Origin of the sequence: Micromonospora sp. DSM 45708, assembly GCF_039566955.1 — a bacterium.
In the GTDB taxonomy this organism is placed as follows: domain Bacteria; phylum Actinomycetota; class Actinomycetes; order Mycobacteriales; family Micromonosporaceae; genus Micromonospora.
In genome coordinates, this window is the sequence record NZ_CP154796.1 from 5,324,088 (window position 1) to 5,348,346 (window position 24,259).

The 24,259-nt window shown below is 74.7% G+C and carries 26 protein-coding genes; 16 read left to right on the forward strand and 10 right to left on the reverse strand.

The window, feature by feature from the left end:
- The first annotated feature begins 15 nt into the window (after nt 1–15).
- The 6 genes from VKK44_RS22790 to VKK44_RS22815 all read left to right on the forward strand — a co-directional run bounded on the left by VKK44_RS22790 (nt 16) and on the right by VKK44_RS22815 (nt 6,112).
- Nucleotides 16–525 carry a hypothetical protein gene (locus VKK44_RS22790; protein WP_343443257.1) on the forward strand — a complete coding sequence of 170 codons (510 nt, stop codon included), beginning with the start codon at nt 16–18 and terminating at the stop codon, nt 523–525.
- A gap of 116 nt (nt 526–641) precedes the next feature.
- The gene (locus VKK44_RS22795; RefSeq protein WP_343443258.1) at nt 642–2,066 is read left to right on the forward strand and encodes an amino acid permease; all 1,425 of its coding nucleotides are present in this window, start codon (nt 642–644) and stop codon (nt 2,064–2,066) included.
- Nucleotides 2,067–2,241: 175 nt separating this feature from the next.
- On the forward strand, nt 2,242–3,060 hold the full coding sequence (locus VKK44_RS22800; protein ID WP_458351556.1) for a CDP-alcohol phosphatidyltransferase family protein: 819 nt from the start codon (nt 2,242–2,244) through the stop codon (nt 3,058–3,060).
- Nucleotides 3,057–4,796: an alkaline phosphatase family protein gene (locus VKK44_RS22805; RefSeq protein ID WP_343443259.1), complete on the forward strand. Its 1,740-nt coding sequence runs from the start codon at nt 3,057–3,059 to the stop codon at nt 4,794–4,796. Before VKK44_RS22800 ends, VKK44_RS22805 begins: the two co-directional genes overlap by 4 nt.
- A gap of 13 nt (nt 4,797–4,809) precedes the next feature.
- A complete protein-coding gene (locus VKK44_RS22810; protein WP_343447864.1) occupies nt 4,810–5,559 on the forward strand; it encodes an FkbM family methyltransferase in 750 nt (249 codons plus the stop codon).
- Nucleotides 5,560–5,572: 13 nt separating this feature from the next.
- Nucleotides 5,573–6,112, forward strand: coding sequence for a DUF1697 domain-containing protein (locus VKK44_RS22815; protein WP_343443260.1), 540 nt, complete (start codon nt 5,573–5,575; stop codon nt 6,110–6,112).
- 10 nt (nt 6,113–6,122) lie between these two features.
- Here VKK44_RS22815 and VKK44_RS22820 read toward each other — a convergent pair whose 3' ends face one another.
- Nucleotides 6,123–7,106, reverse strand: a complete 984-nt coding sequence (locus tag VKK44_RS22820) for an MBL fold metallo-hydrolase (protein ID WP_343443261.1) — start codon at nt 7,104–7,106, stop codon at nt 6,123–6,125.
- Nucleotides 7,107–7,262: 156 nt separating this feature from the next.
- The gene (locus VKK44_RS22825; RefSeq protein WP_343443262.1) at nt 7,263–8,141 is read right to left on the reverse strand and encodes a serine hydrolase; all 879 of its coding nucleotides are present in this window, start codon (nt 8,139–8,141) and stop codon (nt 7,263–7,265) included.
- 38 nt (nt 8,142–8,179) lie between these two features.
- On the opposite strand from VKK44_RS22825, the gene VKK44_RS22830 reads away from it, so the two are divergent.
- The 3 genes from VKK44_RS22830 (at nt 8,180) to VKK44_RS22840 (ending at nt 11,636) form a co-directional block, all read left to right on the forward strand.
- A complete protein-coding gene (locus VKK44_RS22830; RefSeq protein ID WP_343443263.1) occupies nt 8,180–9,157 on the forward strand; it encodes a LysR family transcriptional regulator in 978 nt (325 codons plus the stop codon).
- Nucleotides 9,158–9,197: 40 nt separating this feature from the next.
- Nucleotides 9,198–10,373 (forward strand): endonuclease, encoded by a 1,176-nt coding sequence (locus VKK44_RS22835; protein ID WP_343443264.1) that lies wholly within the window; start codon nt 9,198–9,200, stop codon nt 10,371–10,373.
- A gap of 279 nt (nt 10,374–10,652) precedes the next feature.
- Nucleotides 10,653–11,636: an aldo/keto reductase gene (locus VKK44_RS22840; RefSeq protein ID WP_343443265.1), complete on the forward strand. Its 984-nt coding sequence runs from the start codon at nt 10,653–10,655 to the stop codon at nt 11,634–11,636.
- 13 nt (nt 11,637–11,649) lie between these two features.
- Here the strand turns inward: VKK44_RS22840 and VKK44_RS22845 are convergent, their stop codons facing one another.
- Nucleotides 11,650–12,150: a GNAT family N-acetyltransferase gene (locus VKK44_RS22845; protein WP_343443266.1), complete on the reverse strand. Its 501-nt coding sequence runs from the start codon at nt 12,148–12,150 to the stop codon at nt 11,650–11,652.
- 103 nt (nt 12,151–12,253) lie between these two features.
- Here VKK44_RS22845 and VKK44_RS22850 point away from each other — a divergent pair, with 103 nt between their 5' ends.
- The 3 genes from VKK44_RS22850 to VKK44_RS22860 are packed head-to-tail and all read left to right on the forward strand — an operon-like array spanning nt 12,254 to nt 14,701.
- Nucleotides 12,254–12,808, forward strand: coding sequence for an NADPH-dependent FMN reductase (locus VKK44_RS22850; RefSeq protein ID WP_343443267.1), 555 nt, complete (start codon nt 12,254–12,256; stop codon nt 12,806–12,808).
- A 28-nt stretch (nt 12,809–12,836) separates the two neighbouring features.
- Nucleotides 12,837–13,850, forward strand: a complete 1,014-nt coding sequence (locus VKK44_RS22855; RefSeq protein ID WP_343443268.1) for an ATP-binding cassette domain-containing protein — start codon at nt 12,837–12,839, stop codon at nt 13,848–13,850.
- Entirely contained in the window at nt 13,847–14,701 is an 855-nt protein-coding gene (locus VKK44_RS22860; protein WP_281936200.1) for an ABC transporter permease, read from the forward strand. The genes VKK44_RS22855 and VKK44_RS22860 overlap by 4 nt, the downstream gene beginning before the upstream one ends.
- A 74-nt stretch (nt 14,702–14,775) precedes the next feature.
- Here the strand turns inward: VKK44_RS22860 and VKK44_RS22865 are convergent, their stop codons facing one another.
- On the reverse strand, nt 14,776–18,159 hold the full coding sequence (locus tag VKK44_RS22865) for an ATP-binding protein (protein ID WP_343443269.1): 3,384 nt from the start codon (nt 18,157–18,159) through the stop codon (nt 14,776–14,778).
- Nucleotides 18,160–18,284: 125 nt separating this feature from the next.
- Between VKK44_RS22865 and VKK44_RS22870 the strand changes: the two genes are divergently transcribed.
- The gene (locus VKK44_RS22870) at nt 18,285–18,857 is read left to right on the forward strand and encodes a dihydrofolate reductase family protein (RefSeq protein WP_343447865.1); all 573 of its coding nucleotides are present in this window, start codon (nt 18,285–18,287) and stop codon (nt 18,855–18,857) included.
- Nucleotides 18,858–18,936: 79 nt separating this feature from the next.
- On the opposite strand, the gene VKK44_RS22875 is transcribed toward VKK44_RS22870, so the two are convergent.
- Genes VKK44_RS22875 through VKK44_RS22885 form a run of 3 tightly spaced genes read right to left on the reverse strand, consistent with a single transcriptional unit; the run spans nt 18,937 to nt 20,322 of the window.
- Nucleotides 18,937–19,341 (reverse strand): hypothetical protein, encoded by a 405-nt coding sequence (locus VKK44_RS22875; RefSeq protein ID WP_343443270.1) that lies wholly within the window; start codon nt 19,339–19,341, stop codon nt 18,937–18,939.
- Nucleotides 19,338–19,598: a hypothetical protein gene (locus VKK44_RS22880; RefSeq protein WP_281936205.1), complete on the reverse strand. Its 261-nt coding sequence runs from the start codon at nt 19,596–19,598 to the stop codon at nt 19,338–19,340. The genes VKK44_RS22875 and VKK44_RS22880 overlap by 4 nt, the downstream gene beginning before the upstream one ends.
- A 13-nt stretch (nt 19,599–19,611) precedes the next feature.
- On the reverse strand, nt 19,612–20,322 hold the full coding sequence (locus tag VKK44_RS22885; RefSeq protein ID WP_343443271.1) for a hypothetical protein: 711 nt from the start codon (nt 20,320–20,322) through the stop codon (nt 19,612–19,614).
- A 227-nt stretch (nt 20,323–20,549) separates the two neighbouring features.
- Between VKK44_RS22885 and VKK44_RS22890 the strand changes: the two genes are divergently transcribed.
- From VKK44_RS22890 to VKK44_RS22900, 3 genes are all read left to right on the forward strand, one after another.
- Nucleotides 20,550–20,717, forward strand: a complete 168-nt coding sequence (locus tag VKK44_RS22890) for a hypothetical protein (RefSeq protein ID WP_343443272.1) — start codon at nt 20,550–20,552, stop codon at nt 20,715–20,717.
- Nucleotides 20,668–20,895, forward strand: coding sequence for a hypothetical protein (locus VKK44_RS22895; RefSeq protein ID WP_343443273.1), 228 nt, complete (start codon nt 20,668–20,670; stop codon nt 20,893–20,895). The genes VKK44_RS22890 and VKK44_RS22895 overlap by 50 nt, the downstream gene beginning before the upstream one ends.
- Nucleotides 20,896–20,994: 99 nt before the next feature.
- A complete protein-coding gene (locus VKK44_RS22900) occupies nt 20,995–21,561 on the forward strand; it encodes a snapalysin family zinc-dependent metalloprotease (protein WP_343443274.1) in 567 nt (188 codons plus the stop codon).
- A 27-nt stretch (nt 21,562–21,588) separates the two neighbouring features.
- Here VKK44_RS22900 and VKK44_RS22905 read toward each other — a convergent pair whose 3' ends face one another.
- Genes VKK44_RS22905 through VKK44_RS22915 form a run of 3 tightly spaced genes read right to left on the reverse strand, consistent with a single transcriptional unit; the run spans nt 21,589 to nt 24,205 of the window.
- Nucleotides 21,589–22,551 (reverse strand): hypothetical protein, encoded by a 963-nt coding sequence (locus tag VKK44_RS22905; protein WP_343443275.1) that lies wholly within the window; start codon nt 22,549–22,551, stop codon nt 21,589–21,591.
- Nucleotides 22,548–23,900, reverse strand: coding sequence for a hypothetical protein (locus VKK44_RS22910; protein WP_343443276.1), 1,353 nt, complete (start codon nt 23,898–23,900; stop codon nt 22,548–22,550). Before VKK44_RS22910 ends, VKK44_RS22905 begins: the two co-directional genes overlap by 4 nt.
- A complete protein-coding gene (locus tag VKK44_RS22915) occupies nt 23,897–24,205 on the reverse strand; it encodes a DUF6403 family protein (RefSeq protein ID WP_343443277.1) in 309 nt (102 codons plus the stop codon). Before VKK44_RS22915 ends, VKK44_RS22910 begins: the two co-directional genes overlap by 4 nt.
- Between the last annotated feature and the right edge of the window lie 54 nt (nt 24,206–24,259).

Genomic DNA, 24,259 nt, shown 5'->3' on the forward strand with positions numbered 1-24,259 from the left:
CTCTACACTCGGGCGATGGGAGGTTCTGCGCGTTGGCGGCTCGCGTCGGTTCTGGTGGTGGTCCTGCTGTTGGCCGGTTGCGGCGGCGAGACCGAACAGGTCGCCCTCCCACCGCCGGCAAGTCCCACGCCGAGCACTGTGGCGCCGCTGACCGTCAAGGAGGCGAAGGGGCGCTACCTGGCCGTGGTGGCGGCGTACGACATCGCCCGGGACGCGCTGGCCGAGGCCGAGAAGGCGGGCCGGCCGTGGCGGACGGTGCGGGAGCGGGCCGGGGCGGTCGTGGACGCCAACGTCGCCTGCGCCGGTGAGCTGCGCGGCATCCGCTGGCCGGCCGCCGCGCAGCCGCCGATGGCGGCGCTGCTCGCCGAACACGAGGTGGCGCTGCGGCACTGGCGGCTCGCGGCCGGGGCCGGCAGCGCCGCCGAGCTGCGCCGGGAGATCCGGGCCGCCGGCGCGCACGACGGCGTGCGGCAGGCGACCAGGGTACGCACCGCGCTGGGTCTACCACCACTGCGCGCCACCTGACCGCCACGGGCTGCGATCTTCGGTGCGAGGACTTACCGTCGTGCCGTGGCGTGACCGCGACGTGTCGCGGCGTGACCACGACCGGGGAGCGCGTCGGTGCGGCGGGAGGGGTCACCATGACCGTTGGGCAGGGCATCTTCCGGCGTAAGCCGGTCGAGCAGATCGCCGACGAGACCGAGGAGGGGCTCTCCCGCGAGCTGGGGCTGTGGCAGCTCACCGCGATCGGGGTCGGCGGCATCATCGGCGCCGGCATCTTCGCGCTCGCGGGCGCGGTGGCCAACGAGACCGCCGGCCCGGCCGTGCTGGTGTCGTTCCTGATCGCGGGCCTGGCCAGCGCCGCCGCCGCGCTGTCGTACGCGGAGTTCGCCGGCATGATCCCGAAGGCCGGCTCGGCCTACACCTACGGCTACGCGGTGCTGGGCGAGGCGGTCGGCTGGTTCATCGGCTGGGACCTGCTGCTGGAGTACACCGCCATCGTGGCGGTGGTGGCGATCGGCATCTCCGGCTACTTCGGGTTCCTGGTCAACCAGTTGGGCGCCGACCTGCCGGCCTGGATGCTGGGCGCGCCGGGCACCGGCGACGGGCACCGGATGGACCTGTTCGCGGCGGTGCTCTGCCTGCTCATCGCGTACCTGCTCAACCGGGGCATCAAGGCCGCGGCGCGGTTCGAGACGTTCGTGGTCGGGTTGAAGGTCGCCGTCGTGCTGCTGGTGATCGTGGTCGGCTTCTTCCACGTGAAGAGCGGCAACTACTCGCCGTTCTTCCCGTTCGGGGTCGGGGGCGCGATCACCGGGGCGGCCACCGTGTTCTTCGCGGTCTTCGGCTACGACGCGATGAGCACCGCCGCCGAGGAGTCGCGGGACGCCCGCCGGCACATGCCGAAGGCGATCATCTGGTCGCTCGTCATCTCCATGGTGCTCTACGTGTTGGCCACGCTGGTGCTCACCGGCATGCAGAACTACCGCGACATCGACCCGGAGAGCGGGTTCTCCTCCGCGTTCGCCTCGGTCGGGCTCTCCGGTCTGGCCAGCGTGATCGCGGTCGGGGCGATCATCGGCATCCTCACGGTGATGTTCACGTTCATGCTCGGCGTGACCCGGGTGTGGTTCTCGATGAGCCGGGACGGGCTGCTGCCGGCCTGGTTCGCCAAGGTGCACCCGGTGCGCCGGGTGCCCAGCCGGGTCACCTGGATCGTCGGCGTCGCCTCGGCGCTGATCGCCGGCTTCCTGCCGATCCGGCAGGCCGCCGAGCTGACCAACATCGGCATCCTGCTGGCGTTCGTGGTGGTCTGCGTGGCGGTGATCGTGCTCCGCTACCGCCGCCCGGACGCGCCCCGGACGTTCCGGCTGCCCGGCATGCCGGTCGTGCCGGCGCTCGGCGCGGTGTTCTCGATCTGGCTGATCACGTTCCTCGACCCGGTGACCTGGCTGCGCTTCGGCGTCTGGTTCCTGCTCGGCGCGGTCATTTACGCGCTGTACGGCTACCGCCGCTCGGCGCTGGCCGGCCACGACGACGACCCGGCCGACGCGCCGCCCCGCTGACCCGCCCCGCACGGCGTCCAGGGCCGGCACGGATGGCCCTCGGCCCGCCCGGCCCGGGCGGGTGTCCCAGGTGTGACGTCCACTCATGACCGTGCGTTTTCGGTATCAGAGCGAACCGTCCGGGCATGTTCTGCGTACAGACCGGTGGGTCGTACGCGCGCAACTCGGAGGCACAGTGTCAGTGGTTCGGACTGATCCATTCGCGGGGACGATCCTCCAGCTCGGTGTGCTGGCGGGCCTCGCCGGCACCGTCGGCCTGGGCCGGGCCGGCTGGCTGGCGGGCCTCGTCTACGGGGTGGTGCTGCTCGCCGCGCTCGGGCACGGGCTGCGCCGCACGGGCGCGCGCCGGCTCGGGCCGGCCGACTGGGTGACGCTGACCCGGGCGACGCTGGCCGGCGGCGTGACCGCGCTGGTGGTGGACTCGTTCAGCCGGCCGACCCCGGTCGCGGTGCTGGTCGGGCTCACCGCGGTCGCGCTCGCGCTCGACTGGGTGGACGGGCAGGTGGCCCGGCGCACCGGCACGGTGAGCGCGCTCGGGGCCCGGTTCGACATGGAGGTCGACTCCTTCCTGGTCCTGGTGCTCTGCGTCCACGTCGCCGACCAGGTGGGCCCGTGGGTGCTGGCGATCGGCGCGATGCGGTACGCCTTCGTCGCGGCCGGTTGGGTGCTGCCCTGGCTGAACGGCCCGTTGCCGCCGCGCTACTGGCGCAAGACGGTCGCCGCGGTCCAGGGCATCGCGCTGGCCGTGGTGGCGGCGGACACGCTGCCGGTGGCGTCGGCCGTCGCGGTGCTCGTCGGCGCGCTGGCGCTGCTCGTCGAGTCGTTCGGCCGGGACGTGCGCTGGCGGTGGCGGCACCGCACCCCGGTGGTCCGTACCGAGCCGGCCCGCCCGGCGGTGGTGCGTTCCCCCGTGCCGGCGGCTCGCCGGGCCGGCTGGGAGCCCGCCGCCCCGGTGCTGGTCGGACGCGCCGAGGTCGGCGGTCGACGCTCGTGACCGGCGACGACCTGACCCCGGCCGCCGGGAACGACCCGACCGCGAGCGACGGTGTCCGGCGGGAGGTCGCCGACGACGACGCCCGGACCGGGACCGCCACGACCGGTGACCCGGGCCCGGAGCGGGCCGGACGACGGCGGCGCATCCGGTCCGGGACGGCCACCGGGCTGGCCGCCGCGCTGGTGCTGGCCGCCCTGATGCTGCCGACCGACGTCGACGACCTCACCCCGGCCGCGTTCCTCCGCATTCCGGTGGAGGGGCTGATCGCGGTCGCGCTGCTCCTGGTGCTGCCGCCGGGGCCGCGCCGGATCGTCGCCACGGTGCTCGGCGCGCTGCTCGGCCTGGTCCTCGTCCTCACGCTCACCGACCTCGGTTTCTCGACCGTCCTGGACCGTCGCTTCGACCTCATCGCCGACTGGGCGTTCCTCGCCGCCGGCGCGGAGTTCCTGGCCGAGTCGTACGGGCGGGCCGCGCAGGTGGGCGCCGTGGCGGTGGCCGTGGCCGCGGTCGTCGCCGTACCGGTGCTGGTGACGTTGGCGGTGCGACGGCTGGCCCGGCTGCTGGGCGACCACCGGCCGGTCAGCGCGCGCACCGCCGCCGCGTTCGCCGCCGCCTGGGTCGTCTGCGCCGTGCTCGGCGCGCAGATCGTGCCCGGCCTGCCGGTCGCCGCCGACACCGTCGCGGCCGGCGTCTGGGACCGTACCCGGCAGGTGAACGCGGGCCTGCACGACCAGGAACGGCTCAACGACCAGCTCGCCGGTGACCCGTTCCGCGACACCCCCGGCGACCAGTTGCTGACCGGGTTGCGCGGCAAGGACGTCCTGGTCACGTTCGTGGAGAGCTACGGCCGGGTGGCGGTGGAGGATCCGGAGCTGGCCCCGGAGGTGGACGCCGCGCTGGACGAGGGGACGCGGCAGTTGACCGCCGCCGGCTACGGCAGCCGCAGCGCGTTCCTCACCTCGTCCACCACCGGCGGGGGCAGTTGGCTGGCGCACGCCACGCTGATGACCGGTATCCGCACCGACAACCAGTTGCGCTACACGAACCTGGTGCACAGCGACCGGTTGACGCTCAACGGCGCGTTCAAGCGCGCCGGGTGGCGGACGTCGCTGGTCATGCCGGCCCTCACCCGGGCCTGGCCGGAGGCCGACTTCTTCGCCCCGGACCGCGTCTACGGCGCCGGTGACCTCGGCTACCGGGGGCCGACGTTCAGCTTCTCCTCGCCGCCGGACCAGTTCACGTTGGAGGCCTTCCAGCGCGCGGAGCGGGCACCCGGGCACGCCCCGGTGATGGCCGAGATCCCGCTGCTCTCCAGCCACATCCCGTGGACGCCGGTGCCGAACCTGGTCGACTGGGACGACCTCGGCGACGGATCGGTCTTCACCGGCACCAATCGCGCGGACCGCGCGGACGAGGGCACCCGGAAGGCCTACCGGAAGTCGATCGTCTACTCGCTGCGTACGCTGATCTCCTACGTCCAGAGGTACGGCGACGAGAACCTCGTGCTGGTCTTCCTCGGCGACCACCAGCCGGCCCGGGCGATCACCGGCGAGGGGGCCGGCAGGGACGTGCCGATCACCGTCGTGGCCAGGGACCCGGCCGTGCTCGACCGGGTCACCGGCTGGGGCTGGCAGGCCGGCCTCAACCCGGCCCCGGACGCTCCCGTCTGGCCGATGGAGGCGTTCCGCGACCGGTTCCTGCGGGCGTTCGGCCCGCAGTCCAGGACTCACAGTTAGGAACGGCGTGACGATGCTCGCACGGGCCTGGGGGATCACCCGGTCCCTGGCCATCTACCACGGCCAGCCGGCCAAGCACCGCCGGGCCCGCCAGCTCTACGGCCGGTTCCTCGGCCCCGGCGACCTCGGCTTCGACATCGGCGCCCACGTCGGTGGCCGGGTACGCACCTGGCGTCGGCTGGGCGCGCGGGTGGTCGCGGTCGAGCCGCAGCCGGACTGCCTGCGGGTGCTGCGCCTGGCGTTCGGGCGGGACGACGACGTGGTCGTCGAGCCCGTCGCGGTGGGCGCCCGACCCGGGCGGGCGCGGCTGGAGCTGTCGTCGGCGACGCCGACGGTGTCCACCATGTCGTCGGCCTGGATCGACTCGGTGACCGCGGACCCGAGCTTCGCCGGGGTGCGGTGGGACCGCTCGGTCGAGGTGCCGGTGGTGACGCTCGACGACCTGGTCGCCCGGCACGGCGTACCGGCGTTCTGCAAGGTCGACGTGGAGGGTTTCGAGGGTGACGTGCTGGCCGGGCTGAGCCGGCCGGTGCGCGCGCTCTCCTTCGAGTACCTCCCACCGGCGCACGATGCCGCGCTCGCGGTGCTCGACCAGGTGGAGCGGCTGGGCGCGGGCGGTTACCGCTACAACTACTCCCCGGTGGAGACGATGCGCTTCGCCGCCGACGAGTGGCTCGACGCGGCCGGCCTGGTGCGGCTGCTGGAGACGTACCGGCCGGCGGGTCGCTCCGGCGACGTCTACGCCCGGCTGGCGCGTTCCTGACTAGGCTGGCGCCATGACCCGCTACGCCGCCCTGCTGCGGGGTGTCAACGTCGGCAGCACCCGGCTCGCGATGGCGGACCTGCGTCGCGTCGTCACCGACCTCGGCCACACCGACGTCGCGACGTACCTCCAGAGCGGCAACGTGGTGTTCACCGCCCCGCCGACCCGCGACGAGGTGCTCGCCGAGGGCATCGCGACGCGGCTCGCCGACGACCTGGGCCTGCGGGTGCCGGTGCTGGTCCGCGACGGCGGCGAGTTGGCCGCGCTGGTCGGCGCGAGCCCGTACGCCGGGCGGCAGGAGGACCCGACCCGGGTGCTGGTGGTGTTCCTGTCCGCCGCGCCGGACCCGGCGCGGGTCCGTGAGCTGGCCGTGCCGGCCGGCGAGGAGATGGAGTACGCGGTGGCCGGCCGGGAGCTGCACCTGCACTACCCGGCCGGCAACTACGGGCGGACGAAGTTCACCACCGCGTACCTGGAAAAGAAGTTGGGCGTGGTGGCGACGGCGCGCAACTGGAAGTCGGTGCTGGCGTTGCGCGACCTGACCGCCGACTGAGCGCGACCGGTCAGAACCGGTACGCGGTGTGGTACTCGGGCACCACCACGCGGCTGCGCGGCGAGACCCGCCGCACGTCGGCGATCAGGGCGTCGAGGCGTGCCCGGTCGGTGGCGGCGACCGTCGGCGGGTTGGTCAGCGGGGTCTCGAAGTTGTCCCAGTGCACCGGCACCACGATCCTCGGGTGGTCCAGCGCGGCCATCAGCCGGGGCACGTAGTCGGCGACGGACGTGGTGGCGGCGGAGGCGATCATCGCCACGTCCGGCGCCAGGCCGGCCAGGTTGCGCTCGTCGAGGTCGCTGGCGCCCATGAAGAACACCGACGGCCCGCCGTCGACCCGGATCTGGTAGGCCAGCGTGTCCCCCTCGGGCAGGTCGGAGATCTTCGTCGGCCGCGGCGGCGGGCTGAACCGGACCCCGGGGAAGGCCATCGACCAGGCCGCGTTGCGGCTGTGCAGCGAGCCGACCACCTCGACCGTGTACCCGTCGAAGTCGAGCACCTCGCCGCCCTTGACCGGGGCGAGTTGCCCGGCCGGCAGCCCGTACGCCAACCCCAGGTGGTAGGCGGTGAGCGTGCCCAGGACCCGGGCGCCGGTCCGGGCGGCGATGTGCGGCACGTCGTTGAAGTGGTCCCAGTGGGTGTGGGTGACCAGGATGTTCTCGGCGCGGTCGGCGAGCCGGTCGACCACGTCGGTGGCCACGCTCAGCGCGGTGTCCGGGTGGAACGCGCCCCGGAAGAGGCCGGTGTCGAAACGGCTGAGGTACGGGTCGACCAGCACCGTCCGGTCGCCGATGTCGATCCGCCATCCGGCCGTGCCCCACCAGCGGAAGCTCACCGCGCCGGCGCGGCCGGCGGTCCGGCCCGCCGGGGCGCTCGGAGCGGCCTGGGCCGGGGTGCCGGCGACGAGCCCGGCGGTGGAGACGGCGGCGGCGCCGACGGCGGTGTCACGCAGGAAGCGGCGGCGGGCGTAGTGGGACGGTCGGTTCTCGGGCACAGGTCGTCCTCCCCGTTCAGGGATCGGTGGATCGGTAGGCCCACTCCACCACCGCACCGGCGGCGGCGTCCAAGATCGAGCGACGGAAGGATCGATATCCGTTCCGATATCACCGCAGGCCGGAGCCGGTGCACGCCGGGGTTACCGGTCCGGAGATCAGCGCAACGACTCGACCGCCGCCCGGGCGGCCTCCCCCATGGCCAGGTCCGCGTCGATCCGGCGGGTGCTGAGCCGCTCGGTGCGTGCCAGGACCGCGACGGCGTACCGGCCGCCGTCGGGATACTCCGCGACGCCGGCCTCCAGGTGCAGGCCGGGCAGCGTGCCGGTCTTTCCGGCGACCCGGACCGCGGGCGGGAAGCCGGCGGCGAGCCGGGTCCAGAAGAGTTGCCGGGCCATCAGCTCCCGGACCGTCGCGCAGGCTTCCGCCGGGCCGGCCTCGTCCCGCCACACCAGGCCGAGCAGCCGGGTCAGCTCGCGGGCGGTGCTGGAGGTGGTGTGGGCCGGGTCGAAGACCCGCATGGCCCGGACCCGCTCCGGCGGCAGCGTGGGGAAGATCCGCGCGAAGTCCGCCTCGGTGCGCGCGCCCACGTCGGCGAGCATCGTCTCGACCAGTTGCCGGGGTCCGCCCACGATCCGGGTACGCGGCAGGTCCAGCTCCGCGGCCAGCATCGGCAGCACGTCCGGGCCGACCCGGCGCAGCAGCAGGTCGGCGGCCGTGTTGTCGCTCACCGACATGGCGAAGTACGCGAGGTCGCGCAGGGAGACCTCGACGTCGTCGGCGCAGCCGGCCACCCCCCAGCCGCCCAGCCGGTCGGCGGCGCCGACCAGCACCCGCTCGCCGGGGTCGAGCTGGCCGGCGGTGACCTGCCGGGCGAACTCCAGCACCAGCAGGATCTTGAAGACGGACGCGATGACGATCTGCTCGTCGGCGCGCAGCGCCACCTCGCGCGACGGGTCGTCCACGTCGGCGACGTGCAGGCACCCGCTCAGCCCGGCCCGTCCGAAGATCTCCCCGACCCGTTGCGCCGCATCCACCCCGTCACGGTAACCAGCATGGGGGCTAGGGTGCGCGGGTGGACCTGCTGCGACATCTGCGGCACTTCGTGGTGGTCGCCCGGGAGCTGCACTTCGGCCGGGCCGCCGAGACGCTGGGCATGGCGCAGCCGCCGCTGAGCCAGTCGATCCGGCGGCTGGAGCGGGAGTTGGGCGCGACGCTCTTCGACCGGTCGCAACGGCAGGTCCGTCTCACCATCGCCGGCCAGTTGCTGCTCGGCGAGGCGGACGACCTGCTCGCCGGCGAACGCCGACTGCGCCACCTCGCCGACCAGGTACGCCGGGGCACGCTGGGTGTGCTGCGCGCCGGCGTACCCCCGGAGACCCCGGCGGTGACGTTGCGCGCGTTGCTCGACGGGCTGGCCGCCCGCGCACCCGGGCTCGACCTCGATCTGCACGAGCTGACCAGCGCCGAGCAGCGGCGGATGCTGGCGGAGGGCCGGCTGGACGTCGGCCTGCTGCACCATCCGGCGGAGGAGGCCGGGCTGCGGTTCGGGGAGCCGGTGGACGTGCCGGTCGGGGCGTTGCTGCCCCGGACCTCGCCGCTGGCCCGGGCCCGTGAGGTCGCGCTGGCCGACCTGGCCGGTCTGGACCTGGTCACCGCGCCGCCGGCCACCGCCCCCGGGTGGCACGAGCACCTGCTGACGGTGTGCCGGCAGCACGGTTTCGTCCCGTCCCGGGTCCGACCGGCGCGCAACCCGGAGTTCCTGTTCGGATTGCTCCTGGCCGGCGGGGCGGTGGCCGTCGAGCCGGCGGCGCTGGCGCGACGGGAACCTCGCATCGCCTGGCGGTCGCTCGCCGGCGCACCGCTGGTACGGCGGATCTCCGCGGCCTGGCCGAGCCGGGCGGCGCACCCGGCGGCGCCGATGTTCGGGCAGCTCGCCACGGAGGTGCTGGCGGCGCCGGAGACGCCGGTCGGCCCGGCGCTGGTCGCCCCCGCGGCCCGGCCGTGGCCGGTGCTCTTCGAGGCCGGGCGGGACGGAAAGTTGTCGCTCTGATCTCCCGGAGTTCACCAGGCACCGACTAACATCGCTGATCATGAATATCAAGAGCGTCACCCGCTCGCGACCCGGGCGGCTGATCGCGGCGGTCGTGCTGACCGTCACCGTCGCGACCCCACTGGCGGTGACCGGCGCGGCATCGGCGGCCACCACGCTGACCGTGGCGCAGGCGCTGGCCGCCCAGGACGGTCGCGCCGCCACCGTCACCGGATACGTCATCGGCCAACCCACCGCGACGAACACGGTGATCACGTCCGGCTTCACCGCGGACACCGCGATCGCGATCGCCGACCAGGCCACCGAGACCAGCACCGGCCGGATGCTGTACGTGCAGGTCACCGCCGCCTGGCGGAGCACCTTCGGGCTGCTCACCAACCCGTCCCTGCGAGGCCGGCAGGTGACCGCGACCGGCACCCTGACCGCGTACTTCAGCCACGGCGGCCTGAAGGACCCGAGCGCGATGAGCCTCGGCGGCGGGACCAGCCCGAGCCCGAGCCCGACCCCGAGCCCGACCGGCACCACGTCGCCCACCGGCTACTACGCCGCCGCGACCGGCAAGACCGGGCCGGCGCTGCGCACCGCGCTGCACGCCATCATCAGGACCCAGACCCGGTTGACGTACGACCAGGTGTGGGACGCGCTCAAGGACACCGACCAGGACCCGGCGAACCCGGCCAACGTCATCCTGCTCTACAGCGGGCGCTCGCAGAGCAAGACCAGCAACGGCGGCGGCGTCGACGACTGGAACCGCGAGCACGTCTGGGCCAAGTCGCACGGCGACTTCGGCACCGCCACCGGCCCCGGCACCGACGTGCACCACCTGCGACCGGAGGACGTGTCGGTCAACTCGCTGCGCGGCAACAAGGACTTCGACACCGGCGGCAGCACGGTGGCCGAGGCGCCCGGCTGCTACACCGACGCCGACTCGTTCGAGCCGCGCAACGCGGTGAAGGGCGACGTCGCCCGGATGATCCTCTACATGGCGATCCGGTACGAGGGCGACGACGGCTGGCCGGACCTGGAGCCGAACGACTCGGTGGCCAACGGGAGCGCGCCCCGGCTCGGCCGGCTGTCGAAGCTGCTCGCCTGGAACGAGCAGGACCCGCCGGACGCGTTCGAGCAGCGCCGCAACCAACGCATCTACGAGCGCTGGCAGGGCAACCGCAATCCGTTCGTCGACCACCCCGAGTGGGCGCGGTCCATCTGGGGCTGACCGCTTGCCCCCGATCACCCGCCCCTCCTCCGGCCGCGCGGCGGGCCGACCCCCGTTTGACCGGCCCGCCGCGTCCTGGTTCCGCACCACCCGCCGGAGCGGGCGTCGTTGCCTGCCATTGCAGCCCACCGCGCCCGGCGCGCGCCAATGATTCGACGGTGCTCGAATGGTGCCGCCACGCCGACCGGCCCCCGGCGATCCGCTGGACGCCGGGGTTTGACTTCGAGCACCCTCGAAGGGGCAGGGTGGCGGAAACGCTCCGACGGGGAGGACCCAGACATGCGTTACCGCACCATCGGCACCGACCCGGCCACCCGCCGCGAGGTCAGCGTGCTCAGCCTCGGCGCGATGCTGTTCGGCACCGCCACCGACGAGACCACCGCCTACGCCATCCTCGACCGGTACGTCGAGGCCGGCGGCACGTTCGTGGACACCTCGGACAACTACGCCTTCTGGCAGAACGGCGGCCAGGGCGGGGAGAGCGAGACGCTCCTCGGCCGCTGGCGGCGCAGCCGTGGAATCGGCACCGAGATCGTGTTCGCCACCAAGCTCGGCGCCCGCCCGCTCGCGCCCGGCACCAGCTACGTGGACAACCCGGAGGGATTGTCGGCCACGGTGATCCGCGAGTCCGCCGAGCGCAGCCGCGAGCGGCTCGGCGTCGACCGGATCGACCTGCTCTACGCCCACATCGAGGACCGGACCGTCCGGCTGCGCGAGACGGTGGAGGGCTTCGCGGAGCTGGTCGCCGAGGGCACGGTCGGGCTGCTGGGCGCGAGCAACCACCGCGCCTGGCGGGTCGAGCGGGCCCGGGGGATCGCGGCGTCGGCCGGGCTGCCCGGGTACGAGGTGCTCCAGTACCACCGCAGCTACCTGCCGCCCCGCGTGGACCGACCGAGCGACCTGGACCCGGACGGCGACATCGGCTGGGCCGGCCCCGACCTGGTCAGCTACCTGCGGGCCGAGCCGCAGCTCACCCTGGTCGCGTACTCGCCGCTGCTCAAGGGCGCGTACGCGCGGCCGGAGCGGCTCGGCGAGGCGTACGCCCTGCCCGGCGCCCCGGCCCGGCTGGAGGCGCTACGCGCGGTGGCCGCCGAGAGCGGCGCCACGGTCAACCAGGTGGTGCTGGCCTGGCTGATGGGCGGCGACGTGCCGGCGATCCCGCTGGTCGGCTTCTCCTCGGTGGCGCAGTTGGACGAGGCCCTGGCCGCGGTGGACCTGGAGCTGACCGCCGAGCAGCGCAAGCGACTGGACGCGGCGCACTGACCGGTCGGCCCGGTCAGCGCGTCAGGTCGATCCGCCAGTCGTTCGAGCGCATCAGGTGCCCCGGCGGGTATTCGAACTCCGTCGCGCCGAGCAACGTGAACCCGGCCTTGCGGCAGACCGCGTTCGACGCCGGGTTGTCCACCGACGGGTAGGCGTGCGCGAAGCGCCGGTCGCCCACCGCCGAGGCGGCCACCACCACCGCACGCACCGCCGCCGTCGCCAACCCCCGGCCCTGGTGGGTCGGGAGCACCGCCCAACCCATCTCGTACACCTGCTCGTCGCGCCAGTCACGCGCCCAGAAGCCGACGCTGCCCACCTTCGTCCCGTCCGGCGTGACCACCGCGAACATGGTCCCGCTGCGCGGGCCCGGCCCGCGCAGGTAGCGCTCGTGGCGGGCGCGCACCTGCTCGTCGGTCTCCGGGCCGCCGGTGTGCGCCCGCACCTCGGGACTGTTCAGCGCCCGCAGCAACGCCAGGTCGTCGGTGCTCCATCGGAGAATGCGTACCTCGGTCATCCGCCGATTCGACCAGAACCCCCTGACGAGACGGCCCGCCAGATCCGATCTGGCGGGCCGTCTGGCGCCTGACGGTCGAGGCCGGCAGTGAGGGAGGGGCGGCATGACACCGTTGCGGCTCGCCGTGCTCATCGGCAGCACCCGGGAGGGACGGGTCGGTGACCGGATCGGTCGCTGGTTCGCCGACCAGGCCCGTCGCCGCGCCGGGCTGGTCGTGCAGGAGATCGACCTGGCCGGGTACGACTTCCCGGCCGCCCTGCCCGCCGAGCCCACGCCGGCGATGCGGGCGTTCGTCACCCAGGTGGCACGCGCGGAGGCGTTCGTCGTGGTCACCCCGGAGTACAACCACAGCTTCCCGGCCTCGTTGAAACAGGCGATCGACTTCGCGTACGACGAGTGGCAGGCCAAGCCGGTCGGCTTCGTCTCGTACGGCTGCCGGTCGGTCGGCCGGTACGCGGTCGACCAGCTCCGGACCGTCTTCACCGCGCTGCACGCGACCACCGTGCGGGACACCGTCGGCGTCGACCTGCTCGACGGCGAGCCCGACGGGCACACCGAGGAACGGCTCCGGCAGGACGTCCGGCTGCTCCTCGACGAGCTGTGCTGGTGGGGCCTGGCGTTGCGCGAGGGGCGCGCGGCCCGCCCGTACGCCTGCTGAGAACCATCCATGGAGAAAGGTAGTGATCATGAGTAACCGGAACACCGGGCTGGCCGTCGAGGCCGACGGCCTGATCCGGTCGTTCGGCTCGACCCGGGCGCTCGACGGCCTGGACCTGCGGGTCCCCGCCGGCGCCGTCTACGGGATGCTCGGGCCCAACGGCGCCGGCAAGACCACCGCCGTACGCGTGCTGGCGACGCTGCTGCGTCCCGACGGCGGCACGGCCCGGGTCTTCGGCCACGACGTGGTCGCCGAGGCCGACGCGGTCCGCGCCCGGATGAGCCTGACCGGTCAGTACGCCTCGCTGGACGAGGACCTCACCGGCGCGGAGAACCTGGTCCTGCTGGGCCGGCTGCTCGGGCTGGGCCGCCCGGCGGCGCGGGATCGGGCCGAGGCGTTGCTCGCCGCGTTCGGGCTGACCGAGGCCGCCGGCCGGCAGGTGAAGAAGTACTCCGGCGGGATGCGGCGGCGCATCGACATCGCGGCGAGCATCCTGAACACGCCGGACCTGCTGTTCCTGGACGAGCCGACCACCGGGCTGGACCCGCGCAGCCGCAACCAGGTGTGGGAGATCGTCCGGGCGGTGGTGGCGCACGGCACCACTGTGCTGCTGACCACGCAGTACCTGGACGAGGCGGACCAGCTCGCCGGCCGGATCGCGGTGGTCGACCACGGCCGGGTGATCGCGGAGGGCACCCCGGGCGAGCTGAAGTCGTCGGTCGGGTCGGGCACCGTGCACGTGCGACTGCGCGACGCCGGGCAGCGACCCCGGGCCGAGCAGGTGCTGCGCACGACGTTGAACGTGCCGGTGCAGCTCGCCGCCGACCCGGTGGTGCTGACCGCCCGGGTCGGCGAGGACGGCACCGACCTGGAGGCCGGCGAGCATGCCGCCCGCGCGCTCGGTGAGCTGGCCCGGGCCGGCGTGGTGGTGGACGACTTCTCCCTCGGCCAGCCCAGCCTCGACGAGGTGTTCCTGGCCCTGACCGACCACCCGGCCGTCGCGGCGGACGACCGGGACGACGAACTGGAGGCCGCCCGATGAGCGACACCGCGACCACCACCGGGCGGGCCCCGTCCGTCTACGTGCCCTCCACCGAGGCGCTGGCCACCGTGCTCGCCCCCGGTGAGCGACCGGCCCCGCCGGGGCCGCTGTCGGCGTCGCTGACGTTCGGCTGGCGGGCCGTGCTGAAGATCAAGCACGTGCCGGAGCAGTTGTTCGACGTGACCGCGTTCCCGATCATCATGGTGCTGATGTTCACGTACCTGTTCGGCGGCGCGCTCGCCGACAGCCCGCGCGCGTACCTCCAGTTCTTCCTGCCCGGCATCATGGTCACCAGCGTCGTCATGATCACCATGTACACCGGGGTCGGGCTGAACAACGACATCGAGAAGGGCGTCTTCGACCGGATCCGGACGCTGCCGGTGTGGCGGCCCGCGGCGCTGGTCGGCATGATCTTCGGCGACGTGCTGCGCTACATCCTGGCCGCGGTGGTCATCCTGGCCGTGGGGCTGGTGCTCGGCTTCCGTCCCGACGGCGGGCTGCCGGGGGTGCTGGCCGGCATCGGCCTGCTGGTGGTCTTCTCGTTCGCGTTCTCCTGGGTGTGGACGTTCTTCGGCCTGGTGCTGCGCAGCGAGAAGTCGGTGATGGGCGTCAGCATGATGGTGTTGTTCCCGCTGACGTTCCTGAGCAACGTGTTCGTCGAGCCGGCCACCATGCCGGGCTGGTTGCAGGCGTTCGTCAAGGTCAACCCGGTGACCCACCTGGTCGCCTCGGTCCGGGCCGCGATGGCCGGCGCCACGGACGCCACGAACACGATGTGGCTGCTGCTGTGGAGCGCCGGGTTCGTGGTGGTGTTCGGCACGCTGACCATGCGCCGCTACAACCGGCGCTGACGCCGCGGGGGTGGCGGGGGTCCGGACGCTTCGGGCCCCCGCCACCCCGGCGGGGTGACGACATCGGTCGGGGCTCAGAGTCGCCAGCGCACCGGCTCGGCCGGCAGGTACCGGCAGGCACCGCCGGTGGTGACCGACTCGCGCAGGTGCGCGGCGAGCGTCGGGTGCCGCTGCTCGATCCGGCGCAGCGTGTCCCGGATCCGGCCGGTCACCGCCTTGCGCGCCCGCTCGGCCTGGTCGCCGAGGCGGCGGCTGCGCCCGGCCAGCCCGGCGGCGGCGCGCAACTGGTCGAGCAGGGCCGCGCGTTCGGCGTCCAGGGCCGCCAGCCGCCGCTCGTCGTCGCGCAGCGCGGCCCGGTCGATCTCGTCGTCGAGCCGCCGCAGGTGCTGCCGGTAGCGGGCCTTCGCCTGGTCGTCGAGCACCGGGTCGGCGCCGAGGCGGCGGGCCGCGACCAGCTCCGCGCCGGCGGCGGGGTCGAGCAGCTCGACCGCGGGCACGTCGACGCCGGGCCGGCTCAGCAGCAGCCGCAGGTCGTGCAGGCCCTTGGCGTCGGGCAGGTGCACCACCAGGCCGGCGTAGGCGAGCCGCCACACCGGACCGTCGAGGCGGAACTCGGGCCGGCCCGCGTCGGCACCGTGGGCCTCCGCGTCGGGGCCGCCACCGGCCACGGAACCGGGTCGGGCGCGCGTGCCCGCACCGACCGTCATGCCGGCCCAACCGCTCGCGCCGGGACCACCCCGCAGCCCGCCCCGACCGGCCACACCTGACGTGGCCGCCGTCGTGGACCCGACCGGCGCGACCTCGCCGGCCCGCGCCGTCGTCACGGCCGTGCCGACGTCAGCGGCCCGCCGGCCGGCCAATAGGTCGGCCGCGGTGAGCCGCTCGACCACCTGGACCATGCCCAGCTCCCGCGCCTCGGCCACCGTCGCGGCCCGCAGCCGGGCCGCCTCGGCCGCGTCGCCCGGCCCGCCGCGCCCGGCGAGCGCGGTGACCAGCCCGGCCCGACCGAGCACCGACCAGGGACGGGCACCCAGGCGGTCGGCGGCGGCCCGGGCCGCCGCGTAGCCGGCGACCGCGTCGTCCCACCTCCGCTCTGCCGCGTCCACAGCGGCCAGCCAGAGGTCGACCGGGCCGCCGATGTCGCAGCCGAACAGCGCGACCATCCACCGCCCGCGGTGCGGCGCCAGGGCCGCCCGCGCCTCGGCGCAGCGGCGGGGGTCGCCGTCCACGGCCGCCGCCTGGGCCCGCGACCGCAGCCACAGCGCCGACACCGGCCGGGGGTACGCGGTGCCGGCCGCCTCGATGCCGCCGACGAGCCGCAGCACCGCGCCCGCGTCGCCGCGCTCGGCGGCGGTGATCGCCCGGAGCAGCTCCATCTGCGGGTGGTTGGCCGCGCCCGGCCGGTCGAGCACGGCTTCGGCCTCGGCGAGCCGCCCACGCAGCACCAGCAGGGACCAGCGCAGGTGGTGTGCCATGAAGGCGTGGTCGGAGTGCTCCCACTCGCCGTAGCCGTCCATCTCGGCGTAGCAGGCGTCGGCGGCGGCGAAGTCGCCCCGGAAGGCGGCGATGATGCCGCTGTCCACGGCCGCCGCCATCCGTTGCCGGGCCACGTCGCCCGCCCGGCAGCCGGCGACGAACGCGGCCAGCTCGTCCCGGTACGCCGGGTCGCCCAGCTCCAGCAGCGCCACCCAGCGCAGCGACGTGGCCCACAGCTCGGTGTCCCGGTCGCCGCCACGGCGGGCCACCTCGCGGATCTCCGCGGTGACCACGGCCCGCTCCTCGGCCGTGCCCAGCCCCCAGGTGGTGTCGTGGCGGGCCCACAGGCTGAACGTGAGCGCCTCGTCGTCCCGGCCGTGCCGGGCGAGCGTCTCGGTCGCGGTGATGAGGTCGGTGACCAGGGCGCGTGTCGACCGCTCCGGGTCGGGCGGGCCGATCAACCGGTGGTACGCCTCCCGGACCAGCGCGTCGGCGTCGAGCCGACGCCGGGTGGCCGAGTGCTGGCTGCGGGCGGTGAGCGCCACCCGGGCCAGCACGGCCGGCTCGTCCAGCCCCCGGGCCAGCGCGGCGGCGTCGACGAGCAGTTGCTCGGCCTCGCCCGGCGTGCCGGCGTGGTGCAGCAGCCCGGCCAGCTCCAGCAGCACCCGGACCCGCCGGACCGGCTCGTCGGCGAGGCTCAGCGCGCGCCGGAAGTGCCGCACCGACTCCTCCACGGCCAGCCGGCCGCTGGCGTCCCGCGCGGCGGCCAGCAGCAGGTCGCCGGCGCGTACCGGGTCCAGCTCGGGACCCGCGAGCCACGCGTGGCGGGCCAGGTCGGCCGCGATGAGCCGGTCGGCGAGCGCGTCGTCGGCGCGGTCGACGGCCCGGACCACGGCGGCGTGCCGGGCACGCCGCGCATGCTCGGGCAGCCCGTCGTAGAGCGTCTCCCGGACCAGGTCGTGCACGAACGCGAACCGGCCGCCGCCGCGGGCCAGCACCAACCGGGCGGCGGCGGCCCGGTCGAGCAGCCGGTCGACCTGCGCGGCCGGGGCGGGTACGCAGGCGGCCAGCGTCTGCCGGTGGAACTCGCGGCCCAGCACGGCGGCCACTGTCAACGCCTCGACCACCGGGGCGGGCAACTGGTCGAGCCGGCGACGCACCGCCTCCCGTACGCCGGGGGCGATGGTGTCGGCCAGACCGTCGGTGTGCCAGAGCCGGGCCGTCTGCTCGACGAAGAACGGGTTGCCGCCGGTGCGGCGGTGCACCTCGTCGACGAGGTCCGCGCCCGGTTCCCGGCCGGCGGTGCGGCGGATCAGCGCGGCCACCTCGTCGCGACCCAGGCCGGTCAGCGTGACGGTGGTGGCCTTCGCGGCCAACGGCAGCAGCAGCGGACGCAACCGGTGGTCGTCAGCCTCCACCTCGGCGTCGCGGTAGGTGCCGATCACCAGCAGCCGCTCGAACCAGGTGTGCTGGGTGACGAACCGGAGCAGCCGCAACGATGCCGGGTCGGCCCAGTGCAGGTCGTCGAGGACCACCGCGACCGGCCGGTGCTGGGCGACCGCGACCAGCGCGCCGGTCACCGCGTCGTGCCGGGCGAACTCGTCCCGCCCGCCGTCGTCACCCGGCTCGACCGGGTCGTCGTCGGCGGCGCGCTCGCCGAGCAGGGCCGCCAGCCCGGCGTCGGCGGCCTCCCTGGCGGGCGCGGCGTCGCCGGTCGCCCGGGCCAGCCGGCGCAGCACCTGCACCCAGGGCCAGTAGTCGGGGGCGGTGTCGGAGTCCCAACAGGCGGCGCCGAGCACCAGCGCCCCGCGCCGGCGGGCCTCGTCGGCGGCGGCCGAGACCAGGGTGGTCTTGCCGATGCCCGGCTCACCGGTGACCAGGACCAGACCGCCGTGGCTGTCGACCACGCGCGCCACCTCGGCGCGCAGCAACCCGGCCGGGTGATCCCGCCCGATGATCTCCTCGCCGAACCGCGGCTCCATGACCTCCCGACGCTAGTCGACCGGTCCGACAGGCGGCGACGCCGCGGTCTCAAGGCGCCAGAACGTCGTCCCGGTGTGTCAGGCTGCGGTCCAGATACGACCGGAGAAGGAGAGAATCTGTGCTGATGTACTCGATGAGCGTCTCGGTGGACGGCTTCGTCGCCGACCGCGCGGGCTCGTTCGGCTGGACGGCCCCCGACGATGAGCTGATCCGGTTCCACCACGCGGAGGTGGGCCAGCTCGGCGGCTACCTGCTGGGCCGCCGGCTCTACGAGACCATGCTGGTGTGGGAGACGGATCCGGCGATGCGCGAGACCGAGATCGGGGCCGCGTTCGCCGACACCTGGCGCGACCTGCCGAAGGTCGTCTTCAGCCGTACGCTCGATGACGTCCAGGGCAACGCCCGGCTCGCCAAGGCGTCGGTGGCCGAGGAGATCGCCATGGCGCTGGACGCGACCGACAAGCCCGTCTCGATCGGCGGCACTGTGCTGGCCGGGGCCGCGATCGAGCTCGGCCTCGTCGACGAGCTGCGCATGTACCGGTGTCCGGTCGTGGTGGGTGGCGGCACGCCGTATCTGCCGCCGGTCACCGCCGACATCCCGCTGAACCTGGTCGAGACCAGGACGTTCAGCTCCCGCGTGATCTACGAGCGCTACCGCCGTGTCCGCGACGGGTCACACCAGGTGTCCGCCGGCTGACGGCTCCGGCAGCGGAGGCGAACGACACGGCCGCGAGGATCAGCGGCTGTGCGTGGCCGGGTCAAGCAGCCACCCGCGCTCAACGCGCGTCGGTGACCACGTGCGAGCAGGCCGGGCACGCCGCCGGTCCCTGCTCGGCGAACCACCGGCAGGTACGCCGGATCGCGCACCTCGGCAGCGTCTCCTCGGCCGGTGGGGCGGCGTCGGCGTACGAGGCGGCCATCCGGGCGCCCAGCCCGCAGTGCGAGCCGGTCCAGAAGCCGCAGGACGAGGTGACGCAGGGGCCGGCGAGGCGGACCCGCGACTCGATCGGCTCGTCGGAGTCGTCGGCCCCGGCGAGCGCCACCTCGGCCGGTACGGCCGGCGTCACGTAGGCCACCCGGCCCGCCGGTGTGATCATGCCAAGGAACACGGTGGCGTTGGACGCCGGCGTGCTCGGGCACATCCGCTCCGGCGGGCCGGCCGATCGGGCGGCGTCGGTCACCGCTGGATCCAGAACCCGATGTCGTTGATCTTCTGGCCGAGGTCCTGCGCGGACACGCCGTCGAGCACCCAGAGCCCGTACCACTCGGGCCGCAGCTTGATGTTGCCGTGGCCGAGCGTGAGCGGGTTGACGAGCTTGGCGTTGGCGGTACGCAGCGCCGCCAGGCCGGCCTTCTGGATCTCACCGGCGATCAGGGTCTGCTGGTCGGGTGTCAGGTCGACGCCGTCGACCACGAAGCGGAACTCGTTGCGGGCCATCTGTTTCCTCCGGTCACTCGTACGATTCGGTGCCCAGCCCGCGACGCAGGCTGGTCCGGGTGAAGGCCGCCCAGCCGGCGTGCGTGGCGGCGTCGGCGGGCCGGCCGGCGCGGGCGAGGACCCGGCCGACGTGCTCCGGCCAGCGGCCGGCGGTGGCCGTCGCGTCGCCCCACAGCTCGCGGCAGGCGGCGACCGCGAAGGCGATCTGTTCCGGCGCGCCGGTGAAGCCGGCGGGCCCGTCGCCGATCCGGATCGTCCCGTCCGGCCGGGTCCGCACGTTCGGGAAGTGGTGGTGCAGGCTGGCCAGCGTGGCCAGGTGCGTGGCGTCCCACCGGGCGGCGGCGAAGCCGGCCCGCGGCTCGTCGTCGCGGCGGTAGCGGATCGCGTGCAGGTCCAGCGCGTCGCCGGTCGGCGCGACCCGGGCGACCACCTGCGTCGGCGCGCTCCAGGCGCGGGGGGAGTTCGCCGACCAGAACGCCAGCCAGGCGGCGAGCCGGTCGTGGAAGTCGGCCCGGATCCGGACCGCCGGCGCGGAGCCGTCGGGCGCGCGCAACGCGGCGGTGGCGATCCGGTCCCGGGTCACCAGTGGCGTTCCGGCACCGGCCGGGGCCGCCGCGGCGCCGGTGGTGGGCGCGACGGCCAGGCCGGTCAGGGTGAGCGTCGAGGCCGCCGCCGCGCCGGCGAGCAGCCGCCTGCGGTCGAGCGGATGTCCGTTGTTGTCCATTGTCGGCCCTTCGTCGGCGGCCAGTGGCCCGAACGCTATCGACCGGAAGGGATCAGCAGAACAGCCTGCGTGACGGGAGGTCGACAGTGCGGCCGGGAATTAGCGGCGGCGTGAATGACCGTTCCTGTGCCGGATTCATGCCGCCGGCACGCCGAGGATGGGCGTCGGGGTTCACGCCCGCACGCCGCACGTGCCGCCGCGCGCCCGGGTCAGGCCGGGAAGCGCTCGTGCCCGAGCACGGCGAGCAGGGCGTCACCAGCGGGATCGGGTTGGCGCTGGCGCTCGCCCTGCGGGAGCGGGGCAACACGGTGATCGTCGGCGGCCGGCGTACGGGGGGTGGAGCTGGTGCCGCCGGCGGTGCGGACCGGGCTGCTGCCCGGGCAGGAGAGCAGTGAGTTCGCCATGCCGCTGGACGAGTTCGTGGCCGGGGTCATGGCGCTGCTGGAAACACAGCCGGACGCCACGGAGATCCAGGTCGAGCGCGTGCGGTTCCTCCGGCACGCGCAGGCGCGCGGCGGGTACGACCGGGTGGTCGCCGAGTTGAACGCGGCCGACCCGCACGCCGCCGCCTGAGCTGACGCCGGGACTTGCGCACCAGACCTTGATATCTATCGATTGATATCTATAGGCTGTCGGCGTCCGCACACCCCCCATCCCCCAGGAGTGTGAACCATGCGTACGCCGAAGCTGTCCCGGATCCTCGCCACCCTCGCGGCCGTGACGCTCACGGCGCTGGGCGCGGTCGCCGTCAACCCGGCACCGGCCTCCGCCGCGGTCCGCAACGTCTGCTTCAACACCAGCCAGGCGGGCCCGTTCGCCAGCACCGCGGTGCAGGCGGCGTCGATCTGGAACAACTACACCAACAACATCAACATGGCCCAGTGCGGGTCGAACCTGATGATCTACTACACCTACGGCGGCGGGTCGTACGCCCAGCGCACCAGCCTCGGCAACGGCCGCGTGGTCATCGACTACAACCAGGCCCAGCAGTACTCGCCGCTGCGCATCATGACGCACGAGATCGGCCACATCCTCGGCCTGCCGGACAACTACAACGGCAACTGCGCCATCCTGATGTCCGGCGGCAGCGCCGGCACCAGCTGCACCAACCCGTACCCCAGCTCCGCCGAGGCCGCCCGGGTCGACTCGCTGTTCGGCTTCGCCGCCCGCAGCGCCACGCCCGCCCAGGTCTTCAGCGGTAGCTGGCCGGCCGCCGCGACGGTGGGCGCCCAGCGCTGACGACGCTCCGGGGACGGGGCCGGCGGGTCACCGCCGGCCCCGTCCGCGCGTCCGCGCCGACCCGGAGGTCGCGTGCGCCGATGTCCCACCGGCCGCCGCCTCCGGAACCTCGTCCGCCAGCTCCGCCGCCCGCCGGCTCAACTCCGCCACCCGCTCCCGCAGCCGACCCACCGGATCCCCCGGCTCCGCTCCGGACACCTCGTCGAGCAGCCCGACGTAGTCGCCGGCCAGCCGCCGGTACGCCGACCCGCCCGGCCCGCCGGCCCGGTCCAGGTCGATGATCTGCTGGGCGAGCACGGCGGTGGCGGCGCCCAGCGCGGCCCGCTCGTCGGCGCGCGCGTCCCGCCCGGCCCGCCGCGCGTCGGCCAACCGGCCCGCCCGCCGGCCACCGAACCAGAGCACCGCCGCGCCGGCCACCACGCCGCCGAGCGCGCCGCCGGCCAGCAAATAGCGGGGCAGCGACGGGCTGATGGTCCGGGCGCCGTCCGGCACCAGGCCGGTGCGGACCAGCCGGTCGTAGTTGAGCACGATCACCTTCAGCGCCTCGACCGGCCGGTCCACGAACGCGTCCGCGCCCTGGCCGATCACGCTCTCCACCACGATGGACCGCCCGACGTCGCGCGGGCCGTCGCCACCGAGGCGGGAGCAGCCGTACGTGTCCCAGTCGTCGCCGTCGCGGCTCATCGCCAGCACCAGCGTGCCCTGCGTGGCCCGTTCGGTGTCGTCGCACACCTCGGCCAGGTCGCTGCCGGGCCGCATCATCAGCACCACCAGCCGGCGGTTGCCGATGACCCGTTCGGCGGCGGCCCGGTCCAGGTCCACGCCGGGCGCCGCGTAGACCGACGAGGCGCGTACCTGCCGGGCGGCCGGGCCGTCGAACAGGCCGCCGGTCCACAGCGCCCAGCCGGCCAGCACCAGGCAGGCCAGCACCGCCCGACCGAACGCGGTGCCGACCAGCCGGCCCGGCAGCCGGCGCGCGGTGTCCTTCACGACAGCCTCCCGCGCAGGTAGACGTCCGGCCGGTAGCCGGGCATCCGCACCGCCCGGGCCACGCCGTCCAGTTCGGCCGCCGCGTCCGCCAGGAACCCGCGTACGTGCCGGTCGGGCAGCCCGTCGTCGAGCGCGTACCGGGCGGCACGCAGCCGGCCGATGCCCCGCACCAGCGCCGGGTCGCTTGCGGCGCCGGTGAGCAGGGACAGCTCCACGGCCAGCGCGGAGAGCCCGGCCAGCCGCGCCGGCGTGCCGCCCGGCCCGACGTCGTCCGGCCGGCCCCGACCGGCGCCGCGCACGGTCCGGATCGACAGCACCACGAACCCGGCCACGCAGCCGGCGAAGAGCCACGGCAGCGCCGGCAGCGCCACCCGCAGCGGGTCGAACGGCCGGTACGGCAGCGGCCTGTCGAACAGCCCCGCGTACCGCACGTCGGTGACCCGGGCCAGGTACGCGCCGAGCACGTTGAGCTGCGGATAGTCGTAGCGGCTGAGCCGGCCCCCGTACTGCGCGTAGAAGCTGGCGGCGGCCACCTCGGCGAAGTCCGCCGCGCCCGGGCCGTGGTACTCGATCCAGCCGCCGTACATCACCACCACCGGCCGGTCCGGGGCGAGCCGGTGCAGCGCCGGCCCGTACGCCGGCAGCGGCGCCCCGTACGGCTGGGCCGGCAGCACCACGAACCAGGCCCCGCCCGGGAACGCGTCCTCGGCGGTCCGCTCCGGCAGCCGGGGCAGCGTGGCGCCGGCCCCGACATACCGGCCGGTGGCCCGCAGCGCGGCGGTCACCGGGGCCAGCTCGGCGGCGGTCGGCTCACGCCGGCGCAGGTCGTCCCGGTCCGGCGGGGACGGCTGCTTGCGGAGCCCGGCGAGCAGCGCGAGCACCTGCCCGGTGACGTCGCCGGTGGCGAACTGCGCCCGCCAGCCCGGCAGGTCGTCCGCCGTGGCCACGTAGAGCCCGCCGCTGACCTCGGTGCCGACGATCCGGATCGCGGCGTTCTCGACGTCCTTGACCCGTCGGCGTTCCGCCTCGTCCAACCCCGGCGGGGCGACCAGGATGCGGGTGTCGTCACCGCCGATGGCGGCCCGGACCCGGGCGGTGTCCCAGCGCGCGGTCGCGCCGGGCAGGCGCACCACCGGATCGGCCGCGACAAGCGCGGTCATCTCCGCCACCGAGGGCACCGTCGCGTCGCTCAGCTCACCCGCGGCCCCCTCCCCGGGCAGCGAGGCGGACGACGGCGAACGCCCGTAGCTGACGTCGACGCTCTGCCGCTGCGCCACCAGGAACACCGCCAGCACGGCCGCCGCCACGGCCAGCAGCGACCAGCGCAGCAGCTCCCGGCGTACCCTCATCGGCCGGCCCGCCACAGCTCGTCGGCGCGACGCGCGTGCGCGGTCGCCTCCCGGGCCGCGTCCGCGCCGCCGCCGCGCGCGGCGGCGAGCAACTCGGCGCGGGCCAGCAACCGGTCCGCCTCGGGCACCGGCGTGGTGGTCGCGTCCCGGCTGACGGTGGCGTCGTGGATCGCCGCCCGTGCCGACGACCAGGCGACCCGCCGGCCCCGGTCACGCTCGCGGCGCCGGGGCAGCACCGTGGCGAGGAACCCGGCAGCCACCGCCACCAGGGCCCCGCCCAGCCAGGCCAGCACGCTCAAGGTCATGACCCCTGTCTAACGCACCACCGCCAGCCGCGCGCGTCGAGGTGCGGTCCGCCG